The sequence below is a fragment of the Collinsella aerofaciens genome (genome assembly GCF_015670745.1).
Taxonomy (GTDB): Bacteria; Actinomycetota; Coriobacteriia; order Coriobacteriales; family Coriobacteriaceae; genus Collinsella; species Collinsella aerofaciens_T.
Map to the genome: position 1 here is coordinate 1 of NZ_JADPCH010000015.1, position 14,621 is coordinate 14,621.

Here is a 14,621-nt window from a genome sequence, read left to right on the forward strand (position 1 = left end):
CATGTCTCCAGTGGAATACGAGCGGCAATACGCTTGAGGATCCTTAAAAGAAAGTCCAGTTTATCCTTCCCACTCCACAGTTCGCATCTATGCCGAGGACGAAGTCCTGGCGGGGATTCAGGATGCGCAGAGGAAGCTTGCGGCAGAAAACCCCGACAGAGTCGTGACCGTCGGCGGCAACTGTATGGTGTCGCCTGCCCTCTTCGATTACCTGCACGGGAAATACGAGAACGTTGGAATCGTCTGGATCTATGCGCATCCGGATGTATCCACGCTGAATGATGGCTACCCCAACGCTCACGCCATGGTACTTGGCAGCCTTTTGGAACAGGGTGCACCGCAACTCGTTTCGCGGATGCGGCATCCGGTGTTTAAGCCGAGCGATGTCCTGCATATCGGGCTACAGCAGCTCCACGACTATCAGGAAGTTTGCTTAAACAAGCATAGGTGTTGCGGTTTTAGCCGATGTCCTCATGGAGGAAAACGACATGCTGGGTCTGTCTGATTAAAGTCCAACAGTTTCCATGAGGCATCTAGCACGGTAAAAGCTAAAGACCCGGGAGACCCCAAACTGTCAACCATCTTTACGGGTGCAAGGGAAACGGGCAAGACAGCCCCCTCTCGCTCCTATCCGAAACGGCGCTTGAACACGGCTGGATTGCAGCGAATGTCTCCGCCATGCCCGGCATGCTCGAAGATATCATCGAGCACACAAAGGAGGCCGCAGGCCGTTACCTCTCGCAGCCCCATACACGCGTGAGCGGAGTTCAAGTTGGGCAGCGGGGCGGTTTAGCGCGCCAATATAATCAAATCGTGCACTTCCATAGCCTCTCGTCTACGTGGTGTACCGTCGTCTCCCCTTTTATCAGAGTTGGGCGATTTTCAGGCACCCGAGCTGAACTCAAATTGAACTCAACGATGCCTTATCGGTCGAGGGCGTCCTAGCGAGAATATACAGAGGCGCACATTTCGCAGGGAACCTCCCATTCGTTATCATATCGGGATGCTGTCAAGGCAGCGTCAATGCGTTCGACCTACACCTTCTCGCTTTTCGAGGCCTCGTCTGCAGGACCATCGGAATCGATACGGAATCGATCGGCATACCATTCATCCGAAGCAATCACCTTATGGAGCATCTGGAGATGCAGGTCGACATAGTGGCAGAACGCCTTGCCGCATTCCACGAGAGGCGCATTGTTTCTCTCGTTGGGCTCGGCTCCAAAATTAAACTCGACCTCATAGCCCTCCCCAGGCACACCCATGCTCGGCAGAATATCAATGGAGAAGTGGACGAATCCAGACGTCACCTTGTATACATCTTTTACCTTTGGATCGAACTTCTCGAGTAAGTCTTGAAGTCTTCCATCGGACATCTTCTCACCCGAGAAATCTTTCAGCTTGTTCACAGGCACACCTTGAAACACCTGCTTGAGAAAGTCATCCTGGTCTTCGGCGGCGAATAATGCGAATGTCCGCAGGCAGACTCCAACCTGTGCGCGGAGAAGCTGGGCGACGCAAACAAGATTCCTCGACTCGAGCATGGAGATGAATCCGTCTATCAGTCTCATCGCATACTCAGAGGAGGATGCCAGATATAGATCCCATTGGGTAAAGTCGCCGTTCATGAAGGGAATCACTGCATTGCGCTCGGCGACTCTCAAGGCACTCAGGCTTTGTTCTATTTTCTCAGCTTCTTGTTTGAACTGTTCGCTATCCAAAATGCCCCCAAATGCCGGCTTCTCAACAAATCAAAAAAGCAAGAGAGACAGAGATTAGGTTCCTGCTCCACTGAACCCACGCTTCCAGTCGAGACACTCCTCCTCGAAGATCTCCCCAGAGTCCCGCCTCTCGCGCCCCTCACGGAACTGTCCATATCAGTGTAGCCAATCCAAGCACAGCCCCACCGCACGGCCCAGTCGCTTCCGGTCCTGCGTGGCCCCGTGAAGGCGGAAGGGCGTGGTTGTCGTCATCGCGTTCCTTTCTCCTCGTACCTTTTTGGGCATGCGTCACGGGCCCCCGCGCGGCGCTGAGAGCGAATCGGCGCAGGCTTGGGGCCAGTTGCGTAGAGGTTGAGGTTCGGGTTTCGCCGGCTTACGCAGCTTGGCGGGCAGAGCGCCCGGGCTCGCTGCGCCTAGGGCGCGGCGGGATCCGCGACGCCGGAGGTGTCGATCTCGCCCAGATTGGCGAGCTGCTCGATGAGGGGGAGGCCCATCGGGTCGTCCACCTCGACGCCGCCGAGCACGATGGTGCTGTCGCGTGTGTCTATATGGGTTGTGAACACGGCCGGGTCGAAACCCGAAGCGATAAAGCCAATGCCCGCGAGGACAACACCCGCGGCAACGAGCCCGCCCGCCACGGCGAGGTAGATCTTCTTCGCACTGGTCATGGTACTCACTCCTTTCTACGCCGCGAGATGCGCGGCAGCGCCGCCCTTCTCGCCCTTACCCTTCCAGAAGGGCGAGGCGGCCTTCCTCGCCCAGAGCGCCGAGAGGCGCGCAATTTGTTTTGAGGCTGCCCAAGCGCCAGCACCAGCGAAGAGCGCCACGCCGACGAGGCCGAGCCCCACGCCCGCCGAGGCGAGGGCGTACGGGAAGTGGCCGATGATGACGCCGCTTACGGCAAGCAGGAGCCCAACTACGCCCACGCCCCCGAGTGCCACCGCGACGATCCACACGCAGAGCGCCAGCACCCAGATGCAGATATAGACCGTGACGGCCACGGCGGCGAAGGCGGCGAGCAGCGGCACCCACACCGGGGAGCCCACGATGGCCAGCACCCACAGCAGCGCGGTGCTGCGCCGGCGCGTCCTCGCGATCGCGCGCGGCACGGCGGGCAGGTCGTCGAGCGTGGCCTCCGCCACCTCGCCGGGCGTGCCCATGGCGGCCACGGCCTCCTCCTCGCTCATACCGTCCTCCATGCGGTCGGCGATGGCCTCCGCATAGAACGCCTTGGTCTCCTCCACCTGCTCGGCCGGCAGGCAGGCGAGCAGCTCGCCCAACCGGCCCAGAAACTCATCGCGCGTCATGGTGCGCCTCCTCAACGTATGCGTAAATCTCCCGTACGGACGGCCACTCGGCCAGGAACTCCTCGATGCGCGCTCGCCCGTCGTCCGTGATGCGGTAGTACCGGCGCAGCCGCCCGTTGTGCTCGGCGGAGCGCGCCGTGATGCACCCGGCCTTCTCCAGGCGCTTGAGCAGCGGGTAGAGCGTCGACTCCGTGAGCCCCATGCTCGCCGGTACGTCCTTCACGATCTGGTAGCCGTAGGACTCCTCGCCGGAGACGGCCGCGAGCACGCAGGCCTCCAGGAAGCCGCGCTTCATCTGTGCCTCCATCCGCACACCTCCTCTCGTCATATACTATGCTATACACTATACGATGCAAGGTATTAGACGTCAACTCTCATCGCGAAGATTCTCCGGCCCCTGCGCGCTGCGAACGTGATATCGCGGGGCGGTTGGCATTATGCATGAAACGTCAAGTAACGCTCTTTTGATCCACTTCCACTCGGCCCCATATGCCTTGTACAACACCCCCCTTCAACCTTGGGTTCAAGGGAGCCGCTAGGCTGGGCGTGCCGGACGGTAAGGTCCTGGACGCGATGGTGGACTTCTCCGATGCCATAGGGGTCATGGGTCTACGCCGATGGAGGCCCACGCACGCGGCAGGGCTCGCCCGTCACCGCTGGTCGCCGGACGGTCCCCACGCCCCGCTCGCCAACGCGCAGGCGACAGCAGCAGTCCAGCGCTAGCTGGAGACGCCGGAATGCCCAGAAGATGCGTTTCCCATCACTGCGACAGAGCTTTTTGCAGGGGTGGCAATTTTTCCTAATATCGAGGTCAGCTTGGCTTCGGTAGCCACCTTGAGAGCATCGCCAATAGACTCTTCCTTTATGCGTTCGGCATAATCGTAGGCAATACCCAAAAATTCCAGTCCCGAGTAACAGGAGTACAATTGCTGCCAGTGTTGCCAGCTGTTGGGAGATGGAAGATGGACTGCGATGGCTACCCATGCGTTCCCATGCCGTTGATGTGCACCGCCTTTGTGCCGGGGCAGATTGACGCTGCGGTTGCAGGCATTTCCGACCCCAATTCGCGTGCCATTGCCACGGCAGAAGCGCTGTACTTTCGCGGACAGGCCACGCTCGCCGCCGAGGCAGCACGCCCCTATCTTGACGCCACCGACCCCGCACTGCGCTATTCCGCATGCCTTATCTGCGGATATGCCAGTCTGTCGCTCAATCGTATCGCCGATGCCCGCCGTTGCCTTGCGGGCATCCTCGATACGCCAACTGACGAGGAATCGCCCGCCGTCCACGCCACGCATATCCTATTCGCCTCCGCCGCGAGCGTCCTGCTGCACTTGCCTTCCCCGCATTCCGCCGAAGAGTTTTATCCGCTTGCGGCGCATCTGCCCGAAGGCCTGCGCCTGTTCGCCAGCTACGTGATGGCGCATGCCCTGTATCTGCGCGGCGAATACGGCCGCAGCCTGGGCATGGTGGAAAATGCCCTGATCATGAAACAGGGAAGCTATCCCATCTCGGAGCTATTCCTGCACTTGTCGGCTTCTATGGCATGCATGAGCCTCAAGGACATCGACGCCGCAAAATCGCACTTCGGAGCCGCTTGGGACACCGCGCGTCCCGACGGCCTTATCGAGCTCATTGGCGAGCACCACGGCCTTTTGCAGGGGCTCATCGAGGCATGCCTAAAATCGCAATACCCTGACGATTTCGCACGCATCATCGAGATCACGTATCGATTCAGCTACGGTTGGCGGCGCATCCACAACCCCGATTCGGGCGAGGACGTGGCCGACGATCTAACGACCACGGAATTCACCATGGCCATGCTCGCCTGTCGTGGGTGGACCAACGCCGAAATCGCACGCCATATGGGAGTATCGCCGGGCACCGTCAAAAACCGCCTATCAGGAGTGTATGCCAAGCTTGGTATCGGAACTCGCGCCGAGCTGGTCGCGCATATGTTACGTTAGCGACCGGACTACCAAGCGCATCGAACGCGTTCCGGAACCCGGCGCTTCGCTCGATCAATTTGGACATTTTGACCCTTGAATGACACTACCGCCACGTGGTGCCTTCTCGCAAAATTGGATTATTTCCACCGATACCTGCGGGATGGGAGCCAAAGATGCTTGATCGCCGTTCGTTACTTGTTGCTGGAGCGTCCTCGCTGGCGAGCATTATGTTGCCGCGCGTGCCGGGAAGCGCAAACGCCTTCATACTGCCGTTCGCGCCCACCGCGGCCTATGCCGACGAAAAAGACCCCTTCAGGGTGCTCGTTCTCTCGCGCACCATGTTTGGTGTGGTCGTAGTCGACGTCGCCAACAAGAATACGCCCATCACGGGTGCCCAAGTCACGCTCACATCGCGCTATGCCGCAGGCAAGCAGCTCACCGCCACGACCGATGACGAAGGCACGGCCATCTTTGAGGTCGCGCCTCTTTCGGAAGGCTACGTGGACGAGGCAACGCTTCTCGACGCGTACGACTTTAACGGCGGCATCTCCATTGGCATGGCGGGCTACCGTGATGTCGAGATTCCCCTTGCGCGTATCCAGGGCGGTACCGCCATAACCGCGCCCACGCGTCCGCTTTCCGACGGCGAGCCGTACTTTCGCCAGCTCACATTCGACGAATGGGACATCCAGTACGCTGAAGCCACGTTCATGACATTGCCGAAGGACGACACGGCAAACGAGCAGCCCGATACGCACGCCTTTACCGTGCAGGCACATCTGCCACAGGGTGGACAGGCAACGCTGCGCATCAACAAAGTGACGCCTGCCGCGGGCAGCTCACCCGAAACCTTCACGCAGATTGGCCAAGTCAAGGCCAGCGCATCGGGCGCGGATAATCTGGCGACGTTCACGCTCGAAGACAAGTTTCTCGACGCGGCAACGGGCCTTCTGGAAGAAGGGTGCAAGCTGCGCTTTGTCCTCGACTATCAGGGCAAAACCTACACGCTCTCATCCCCTATGGCCGTTGTCACCGCTCCGGCCGCAAAGGCGGAATCGGGCTCGACCACCATCGTCCCCACTACCATGGACCAAGAGATCACTCCGTTTGATTTCCCGGCGGCGTTTCCCGGCATCGGCGGCAATAAGTTCACCTGCTGGATGCCCTCGTTCCCCATTTTGTTCGATTTCTCGTTTGCCGGATACGTGCTGTTTGGCGGAGGATACAAACCGGTCGGCTACATGAACGATTCAGGCAGTCCGGATCCGGAGTACTGGAAGAAGTCACCGCGCGAGTCGGGTGCCAAGCAAGCAAACCGCTACCTCGACGAGATGGAGGGGAAGTGGAATCAGTACAAAAGCATGAGTGCCGGTTCGGGCACCGATCCAAGAAACACCAAGCTCCTTCGCCATCATTGCACGCTGCTGTTCACGATGGATATCGCCACACAGCTGTACGGCTCGCTCGCCTACGATTGGGTGGGCAAAACCTGGGGCAACAACAACGACCCCGCATACGGCAATATTAAGGCACTCTTCCAAGTAAGAACCGACCTCAATTGGACCGAGCAGTTTACCCTAGGACCGGTGCCGTTTTTCTTAAACGTCAACCCCTGGGTGCTGGCGAAGCTGGCGCTCGCCGTGGGTGCCCACACGCACGGCAGCGGCGCGGCGTTTTTAAAAACATTTCGCTCGACTATTCAAACACGTCGGGCTCGTTCACCATCCAGATCGGGCTTGCCGTCACCTTTGGCGCCGGCGTTGCAGGCGTCGCCTCGTCTGCCGTGCGCGGCGCCGCATCCCTCACGCTGTTCATTGGGTACGAGAAGGCAGATGGACACCAGCTTCCGCGACTGCGCGTAGGTGCAGATGTCGATGTCGATGTGATACTCCAGTTCGTAATGTTCAAGTGGACCACCAAGGCTTGGTCGGGGTCGTGGCCCACACTCCTCGATTCGTGGAATATGTCGGTGAACAATGGCAACCAGTATGTGCTCCAGCGCTCTGAGCTCGCATTGGGTGGAGATACGCCTTACACGCTGGATGCCTGCTTCGGCACGCCCGGCAACATCGAGGCGGGCGGCGTGCCGCAATTTATCGCATCGGCCACCATCGTCACCAACGCCGAGCTACTCGCACGCGCCGAGGTTGCAGCCACCGCGATAAACGTCGCGCCTGTCGTGCGCGATTGGGATCAAGCGGTCACGCGCATTGAACTCGAGGCAGATGCAGAAAGCGACAACACGGGACAAATCGAGCATTTCGTCCATGCACTGATAGAGAACGGCGAAAACGCCGCGCCGATGTATGCGTACACCCATATCGGGCAGACGAAGGACGCCGTTGCGGACCCCAACGCCAATTCTGCTGGTGTATCGGAGGACGAGCGTGGCGGCATCAAGCCCTCGAGCGACAACGTGCTGTTTACTGGCGTGCTCAGCGAAGCCCACATGAAGCTGACGATTATCGCCGGCGTAGAATGCCTGTTCCGCATCGCCTCGGTGCGCTACGGCGACAATGGCCGCTCGCGTCTGGTGGTGCACACAAAGGCAAACGGCACATGGTCCGCCCCCATGCCCGTGGACTTTCCCCTTGGGTTTGGTGAGGGCGACGTGGAACGCGACGGCATATACGATTACGACTTCGACGTGGTGGAATATACGGACGGAAGAGGAAACCAGGACGCCTACGTGTTGCTGGTCTCGGGCGAGCGGCGTGACGGCGACGACACCCTTTTCGATACGGCAAGCACAGCCGGCATACTGTCCGTTGTGCGTCTGCGCATAAGTAATGACGAGACCCGCGTGGTATCGCACACGTCATGGCGCAGCATTTCGCGCGGCCGCCTGCAAGAGGATGGCTACCATTGCCTGCAGTGCCCGCGCATCACGGTGGGCAAGACGCTGGTCGACGGACGTCTGTCGGGTGCCTACCTCCACCGCCGCGGAACCACCGCAGAAAAGGCGCTCGGCAGCGAGGCCGAGGTTGCGCTGGAGTGCTTTACCCTGTGGTCGGACGTTTCGGGCGACAGCCTGACGTTCCGCCAAGTTCTCCGCTTTCCACAAGCGCCGTCGAGTATCGAGCTGGGCGAGCCCGAGGATATCAACGGCAAAATGGTGGTGCCCGTTGCGTACGAGACTGCAGACGGTTGCGGCTGCGCATCGTACGCCGTGATCGGCCAGTCCATTGCGGGCTGGGGCGTTATGCCACCAGACGCCACGGTACCCCGTGCGGTGCCGTGGCCACAACATTCGGGCTTTTTGGCAACCGTCAACGAACAGCTGCAGCATATTACTTGGACGCAAAGCGCATCGGCATTTGCAACGCAGCCCGTGGGCGCCGCAGGCTGTGGCCCGGCATCGTTTAGCGTAAGCAACAACGGCAGGTGCGTGCTCTATGTAGAGAATACCGATGGCAAGGTGGGACAAACCTACGACGAAGAAGGCAACCCGGTAGCAGTAATGGGCAAGCACTTCCGCATCTTCGCCAGCACCTTGGCAGGCGATCTGTTTACGGAGCCGTTCGTGATGTGCGAGCTGGACCATCCCGTCGATCAGATAACGACATTTTTGACGTCGGGGAGCATGCTCTCCGCGCTCGCCACGCACATTGTGAGCGCGGAGAAGAGCGAGGCAGAACTACACGGCATCGAAGTGCCCTTGGTGGCGTGTGCCACTCCGACGGGCGCAGTCGCTACCTCGGGCGCGGTGGTGCCCGGAGCAGCAGGCGAATCCTTCATGGTCACGGTGCGAAACGACGGCAACACCTTGCTGACCGCCGGCACAATCGATCTGTACCGAGAGGGCTCCAGCCAGCCGTTCTCCAGCGCATCCATCGGGTTCGGAGCGAACACACGCATGGCATCGATCTACGATCCAGAGCTTGCCGAGGACGCTTCGGTCAACGACATGGCACACGTGAAGCACGCGCTCGAAACGCTGGGCACACCTTTTGCAACGCACCCGCTGGTAGCCGACAGTGGCAACGCCGTGCTGGCACCGGGTTGCACGGCACAGTTCCGCATGAGCTTCGCTATCCCCGAGAGTTGGAGCGACGAAGTGGGCAAACGCGTAACGCTGTATGCGAAGGCGCGTAATCTGGTGGCGCTCGATCCCGTAACGCTCGAGGAAATTCGACCGGGCGCAAACTCGGCGCTGGGTGCCGTACTGCACGAGCTTCATGTGCCCGACGCGGCATGCGAACGCTCAGAAGTTCAGGTCGGCGTATGCGACAGCGCGGATACGACAGAACTTCACGACGCCCCGATGACAGTAGACGACGATGGCGGCTCGAGTGGCGGCGGTACCGACGAGGGCGGCGGCTCCGGCGGAAGGAGCTCCGGCAGTGGCAAGGACCACAGCAATAACAAGCGCTCCGGAAAAGCGGGCGCGCTCGCTGGCACGGGCGATGTCAATGCTCCCCTTACGGCAGCCGCTACAGCACTCGCCGCGGCAGGCGCCGGCCTCATCGCCTACAGCGCCCGCCGCACGGCGCTCGAAAAAGACACCGCCAATGAGGTCAATTCGGATAGGTCTCGCTAGCTCCTAGTTACTTTTGTGAGAGACGCCGACTCGGCTCATCGAACACCAAAAGGGGCTGGCCCCGATAACTCGGAGCCAGCCCTGAGTCGCCTGACATGGGAATCGCAACCCGCTACTTGAGCTTCAATGCCTCCATCATGGGCGCGGCGGCGTCCCAATCGATCTTCCAGCCAATCGACACGCGGACGGTCTCGCCCGTCGCGGGAGCCGTCGCAAACAGCGTATGGCCGTTGTCGGGACCGGTAAAGCGCAGCCACGTTATGCCGTTGTACTCGACCTGGTCGGTTGTTGTCTCCTTGCCTTCGTAGACCTGCTCTAGGCTTGCAACCTCTTCCTCCGGCGAGCGCGGGAAGATGCTGATGTTCAGGCGTCCTCCAGTCTCGTCGTGGAAGAAGTTTGCCTTTTCGCGCTCTTCGTCGGACGAATCCAGCGTGTAACCATCGGCGGCCTCGATGCTGTACGATGCGCAGTCGATGCCCGTTAAATCTGCCTTCTCGCCAGAATCGGCCACGCCGCCGGCCGCCTTGAACTCCTTGGTCTCGCATCCCGTGGTGTCAAAGTGCATGGCCTCATGATTCTTGGCGGGGGCATAAGCGTCTACGAACTCGACAGTGATGGGCCCGTAGTACGCCGTCTTGGGCGCCCAGAAATACACGTACTCAACGGTCTCGCCCGGGCCGATATCTGGCCTCTCGGAAAGGTCGATGCCCTCGTGCAGCTCATCGGGAGCCTCGCTTGCAACGTAGTCGAGCACGGCCGCCTTGCCGGAAGTAAACAACGGGTCGCCTGCCTCAAGATCGCCCTGGGCAGCATGCACGTTAAAGGAACTGAACGTCCTGTTCTTTGTGTTGTTGTTGGTGATCTTGATGTGCAGGTAAAAGCCGTCCTGCAGCTTGGCATCGCCGCGATAGAACGTGCCGTGAGCCACCGACTCATAGGTAATGCCTGCCACCTCGACCGTCTGCGAATCATAGGCCCTGGGCTTTTCCTGCACAGGCGCGCTGCCGCCCGAACCGCCAGGCGAGCCGCTCGGAGCACTACCGCCACAGCCGGCCACTGTACACGCCAGCACGGCCGAAAGCGTCACGGTGGGAATTCCTAACAGCAGTTTCTTTGTCATGGGCCTCATCATTCTCACCGCTCCTTTCGGCTTGCAGCTCATCCATTGCCCGAGTCCCAAGTCGACCCCGTGGCATCGGCTTCCACTATGAGCGTATGACGAAACACGGCGCCGGCGAAGTGACCCGTGGCCCAAATAACGACCCACCAGCGTTCCTTATGGGCCAAAAGAACTCGCACATGCACGCCCCCGGCCCATAAAACGAGACGTCTGTCCCAATGTTCGATTCGATCCAACAATCCGCACGACACGTTTTCGACAACGTATCCAACCGCAAACGCAGCAAGACGCATTCGGCCGCCTTCAAATTTACTCGGGCAGAACCGACTCGGTTTTGTCCGAGTAAACTCGAGCATAAACTGATCCATGCGATACAATTAACTCGGACAAAACCGAGTCGGAAGGAACCGAGTAAGTGGAATTTATTGGCAGGGAGCGTGAGCTCGCCCGTATTAAGAAAACGCTCAAAGCACCCGAGCAGCGCAATGTTCTCATTTACGGCAGGCGTCGCGTCGGAAAAAGTGAGCTCATCAAGCAGGCGCTAACCGATTTGTCGGACGTCGCAACGGTCTATTACGAGTGCCGCCAAACCTCCGAGGCAGACAACCTCGAGAGTCTGTCCGTCCTTGTTGCTGAAGCGCTGAGCTTTCCTCCGCTCGCCTTCACAGGCATCCGCGAGCTCATCGAATTTCTGTTTGCCCAAGCTAAAGACAAGAACATTACCCTCGTTCTCGACGAATACCCCTACTTGAGAGATGCGGTTAAAGGCTTAGACAGCATTCTTCAGACCTCAATCGACGCCCACAGGGAAGACTCACGTTTAAACATTGTCCTGTGCGGCTCCTACGTTGAGATTATGAAATCCCTCATCGAGCATGAAAGCCCCCTCTACGGGCGAATTGATCTCGCGCTTGAGCTTAAGCCCATGGATTACTTTGACGCTGCGAAGTTCTATCCCGCGTTCTCGCCCGAGGACAAGGTGCGGCTCTATAGCGTTTTTGGCGGTATCCCCTTTTACAATCGCCTCATCGATCAATCCCAAAGCGTACGCGACAACATCATCGAGCTCGTCACGGAACCTGGCGCCCGCTTAGAAAGCGAGGTGCCGTCCTATCTCAACGCCGAGATCTCGAAGATGACCAACGCCAACGAAGTTTTCGGGGCTCTCGCACAAGGCTACTCCCGTTGGGGGGACGTGCTGGCACAGTCGCACGTCTCGAGCGGTCCGGCCATGGCAGACGTGCTCGACAAGCTCATGTCACTCGAAATCGTCCAAAAGCGTGCACCCATCAACGACCCTACGAACAAGCGCAAGTCTGGCTACTTTGTAGTGGATCCGCTTTCGCTCTTTTACTATCGCTATGTTTTCCGCAATGCCTCAGCGCGTCAGCTGCTCGACCCGGAAGTCTTCTATGATCGTCACGTCTTCCAAGACTTCGAGGAAAACTACGTTCCTCATATGTTCGAGGAGATCTGCCGTCAATACCTCGTGCGGCAGAACAGGACCGGCAAGATCGAACCGGCTTTCGACGCCATAGGCAAGTACTGGTACGACGACCCCGCAAACAAAACGAGCGGCGAATTCGATGTGGTAACGCAAGACCCCGAGGGCTACGCATTCTACGAAGCAAAGTTCCGCAAATCCCCCATCACGCAAAAAATGGTCGACGAGGAAATCGCCCAAGTCGAGGCAACGGGACTCAAGTGCCATCGCTATGGATTCTTCTCCCGTTCGGGCTTCGAAGCTGGCGAAAGCGATCGAACCGTCTTCATCGACCTGCCGCAGATGTTTGGATAGGACAGGACAGGTCCCTCCCGCATTCCAAGCATTCATTATCTAATCGAACGGTTGTTCGATGGATTTCGTGTTGGTTGGAATCGTCTGTGGGCTGGGCTATGCTACCTTGACTATCTATATGACTTAAACGCAGCAAAGGAGCACCGAGAGAGCGAGTATGGCAAAAAACACCGCAAACTATGGTAACGACAGTATCCGCCAGCTCAAGGACGAGGAGCGCGTACGCCTGCGCCCCGCCGTCATCTTTGGCTCGGACGGACTCGACGGCTGCGCGCATGCCGCCTTCGAGATCCTGTCCAACGCCGTTGACGAGGCGCGCCAGGGCTACGGCAAGCTCATCACCCTTACCGCCTTTCGCGATGGTTCCATTCAGGTAGAGGACAACGGCCGCGGCTGCCCGCTCGACTGGAACCCCTCCGAGAAGCGCTTTAACTGGGAGCTCGTCTTTTGCGAGCTCTACGCAGGTGGCAAATACAACAACAACCAGGGCGGCGACTACGACTTCTCGCTCGGTACCAACGGCCTGGGCTCGTGCGCGACCCAGTACGCCTCCGAATACATGGACGTCACGGTTTGGCGCGACGGCAACAAGTACTCCCTGCACTTTAAAAAGGGCAAGGTCGTTGGCGCCAAAAAGAAGGCACTCGAGATTGAGCCCAGCGACGAGGACCGTACCGGCACCACCATCAAATGGCGCCCCGATCTTGAGGTCTTTACCTCCATCAGCATCCCCCACGATTGGTATCGCGAGACCATGCGCCGCCAGGCCGTGGTCAACGCCAACGTGACCTTCCGCCTGCGCATTGAGGGCGACGATGGCGAGTTTTCCGAAGAAGACTTTTGCTATCCCAAGGGCATCGAAGACTACGTGCTCGAGAAGGTCGGTACCGACTACCTCACCGAGCCCTTCTTTATCGAGGCCGACCGTCGCGGTCGCGATCGCGAGGACCTGCCCGACTACAATGTAAAGATCACCGCGTGCATGTGCTTCTCGCGCACCTTCATGATGCAGGAGTACTACCACAACTCATCGTGGCTCGAGAATGGCGGCTCGCCCGAGAAGGCCGCCCGCAGCGCTCTGACCAGTGCCATCGATGCTTACATTAAGCAACAGGGCAAGTACAACAAAAACGAGAGCGGCATTAAGTGGCAGGACGTCCAGGACTGTCTGGTGCTGGTGACCAACTGCTTCTCCACCCAGACGTCCTACGAAAACCAGACTAAGAAGGCCATCAACAACCGCTTTATCCAGCAGGCTATGACGGCCTTCTTTAAGGAGCGCCTCTCGACTTACCTGATCGAGAACAAAGACGCCGCCAACAAGATCATGGAGCAGGTGCTCATCAACAAGCGTTCGCGCGAGAACGCCGAGAAAACGCGCCAGAGTATCAAAACCAACCTGCAGCAGAAGACCGACATGGCCAACCGCGTGCAGAAGTTCATCGACTGCCGCTCCAAGGACAAGAGCCGCCGCGAGATCTACATCGTAGAGGGTGACTCGGCAGCAGGTGCCATTCGCACCTCGCGCGATGCCGAGTTCCAGGGCGTCATGCCCGTCCGCGGCAAGATCCTCAACTGCCTGAAGGAGGATTATCCGCGCATCTTTAAGTCCGACATCATCATGGACCTCATGCGCGTACTGGGCTGCGGCGTGGAGATCAAGGACAAGCGCATCAAGAACCTTGGCGCCTTCGACCTGGACAACCTCAACTGGAACAAGGTCATCATCTGTACGGACGCCGACGTCGACGGTTACCACATCCGCACGCTCGTGCTCACCATGCTCTACCGCCTGGTGCCCACACTTATCGACGAGGGCTACGTGTATATCGCCGAGTCGCCGCTCTACGAGATCAACTGCAAAGAAAAGACCTACTTTGCCTACACCGAGCTCGAGAAGAACGGCATTCTCAAGGAGATTGGCGACCAGAAGTGCTCCATCAACCGCTCCAAGGGTCTTGGTGAGAACGATCCGGACATGATGTGGCTCACCACCATGAACCCCGAGACGCGTCGCCTAATCAAGGTGGAGCCCGAGGACGTCACCAAAATGGAAACCATGTTCAACCTGTTGCTGGGCAACGACGAGGCGGGCCGTAAGCGCCACATCTCCGAGCACGGCAGGGAATACCTGGACCAGCTGGACCTGCAGTAGCAGCAAATCGATAACGACGGCCCATAAGAAGTTC

12 protein-coding genes are annotated in these 14,621 nt (G+C 59.0%); 6 read left to right on the forward strand and 6 right to left on the reverse strand.

Annotation, left to right across the window (positions count from 1 at the left end; translation table 11 throughout):
- Positions 1-85: 85 nt before the first annotated feature.
- Positions 86-505 (forward strand): arginase family protein, encoded by a 420-nt coding sequence (locus I4W07_RS09370; RefSeq protein WP_196026031.1) that lies wholly within the window; start codon positions 86-88, stop codon positions 503-505.
- 529 nt (positions 506-1,034) lie between these two features.
- Here I4W07_RS09370 and I4W07_RS06415 read toward each other — a convergent pair.
- The 5 genes from I4W07_RS06415 to I4W07_RS06435 form a co-directional block, all read right to left on the reverse strand.
- Positions 1,035-1,718 (reverse strand): hypothetical protein, encoded by a 684-nt coding sequence (locus tag I4W07_RS06415; RefSeq protein WP_117848186.1) that lies wholly within the window; start codon positions 1,716-1,718, stop codon positions 1,035-1,037.
- A 413-nt stretch (positions 1,719-2,131) separates the two neighbouring features.
- Positions 2,132-2,386 (reverse strand): hypothetical protein, encoded by a 255-nt coding sequence (locus I4W07_RS06420; protein ID WP_117848184.1) that lies wholly within the window; start codon positions 2,384-2,386, stop codon positions 2,132-2,134.
- 15 nt (positions 2,387-2,401) lie between these two features.
- Entirely contained in the window at positions 2,402-3,025 is a 624-nt protein-coding gene (locus tag I4W07_RS06425; protein WP_196026007.1) for a DUF1700 domain-containing protein, read from the reverse strand.
- On the reverse strand, positions 3,012-3,332 hold the full coding sequence (locus I4W07_RS06430) for a PadR family transcriptional regulator (RefSeq protein WP_022093836.1): 321 nt from the start codon (positions 3,330-3,332) through the stop codon (positions 3,012-3,014). The genes I4W07_RS06425 and I4W07_RS06430 overlap by 14 nt, the downstream gene beginning before the upstream one ends.
- A 412-nt stretch (positions 3,333-3,744) precedes the next feature.
- Positions 3,745-3,921 carry a hypothetical protein gene (locus I4W07_RS06435; RefSeq protein ID WP_195625189.1) on the reverse strand — a complete coding sequence of 59 codons (177 nt, stop codon included), beginning with the start codon at positions 3,919-3,921 and terminating at the stop codon, positions 3,745-3,747.
- A 66-nt stretch (positions 3,922-3,987) separates the two neighbouring features.
- Here I4W07_RS06435 and I4W07_RS09165 point away from each other — a divergent pair, with 66 nt between their 5' ends.
- The 3 genes from I4W07_RS09165 to I4W07_RS06450 all read left to right on the forward strand — a co-directional run bounded on the left by I4W07_RS09165 (position 3,988) and on the right by I4W07_RS06450 (position 9,514).
- Positions 3,988-4,992: a helix-turn-helix domain-containing protein gene (locus tag I4W07_RS09165; RefSeq protein ID WP_230317524.1), complete on the forward strand. Its 1,005-nt coding sequence runs from the start codon at positions 3,988-3,990 to the stop codon at positions 4,990-4,992.
- A gap of 155 nt (positions 4,993-5,147) precedes the next feature.
- Entirely contained in the window at positions 5,148-6,836 is a 1,689-nt protein-coding gene (locus I4W07_RS06445; protein WP_196026008.1) for an Ig-like domain-containing protein, read from the forward strand.
- Positions 6,837-6,943: 107 nt separating this feature from the next.
- A complete protein-coding gene (locus tag I4W07_RS06450) occupies positions 6,944-9,514 on the forward strand; it encodes a hypothetical protein (RefSeq protein WP_196026009.1) in 2,571 nt (856 codons plus the stop codon).
- 112 nt (positions 9,515-9,626) lie between these two features.
- On the opposite strand, the gene I4W07_RS06455 is transcribed toward I4W07_RS06450, so the two are convergent.
- Positions 9,627-10,643 (reverse strand): hypothetical protein, encoded by a 1,017-nt coding sequence (locus tag I4W07_RS06455; RefSeq protein ID WP_161145419.1) that lies wholly within the window; start codon positions 10,641-10,643, stop codon positions 9,627-9,629.
- Positions 10,644-11,049: 406 nt separating this feature from the next.
- Here I4W07_RS06455 and I4W07_RS09320 point away from each other — a divergent pair, with 406 nt between their 5' ends.
- Both I4W07_RS09320 and I4W07_RS06465 read left to right on the forward strand, forming a co-directional pair.
- The gene (locus tag I4W07_RS09320; protein WP_040358713.1) at positions 11,050-12,432 is read left to right on the forward strand and encodes an ATP-binding protein; all 1,383 of its coding nucleotides are present in this window, start codon (positions 11,050-11,052) and stop codon (positions 12,430-12,432) included.
- A 157-nt stretch (positions 12,433-12,589) separates the two neighbouring features.
- Positions 12,590-14,587 carry a DNA gyrase/topoisomerase IV subunit B gene (locus tag I4W07_RS06465; RefSeq protein WP_196026010.1) on the forward strand — a complete coding sequence of 666 codons (1,998 nt, stop codon included), beginning with the start codon at positions 12,590-12,592 and terminating at the stop codon, positions 14,585-14,587.
- Positions 14,588-14,621 lie beyond the last annotated feature (34 nt).

Coding starts and splice junctions, on each gene's coding strand:
- I4W07_RS06420 (WP_117848184.1), bottom strand. CDS start 2,386: ATGACCAGTGCGAAGAAGATCTACCTCGCCGTGGCGGGCGGGCTCGTT.
- I4W07_RS06425 (WP_196026007.1), bottom strand. CDS start 3,025: ATGACGCGCGATGAGTTTCTGGGCCGGTTGGGCGAGCTGCTCGCCTGC.
- I4W07_RS06430 (WP_022093836.1), bottom strand. CDS start 3,332: ATGGAGGCACAGATGAAGCGCGGCTTCCTGGAGGCCTGCGTGCTCGCG.
- I4W07_RS09165 (WP_230317524.1), top strand. CDS start 3,988: ATGGACTGCGATGGCTACCCATGCGTTCCCATGCCGTTGATGTGCACC.
- I4W07_RS06445 (WP_196026008.1), top strand. CDS start 5,148: ATGCTTGATCGCCGTTCGTTACTTGTTGCTGGAGCGTCCTCGCTGGCG.
- I4W07_RS06455 (WP_161145419.1), bottom strand. CDS start 10,643: ATGAGGCCCATGACAAAGAAACTGCTGTTAGGAATTCCCACCGTGACG.
- I4W07_RS06465 (WP_196026010.1), top strand. CDS start 12,590: ATGGCAAAAAACACCGCAAACTATGGTAACGACAGTATCCGCCAGCTC.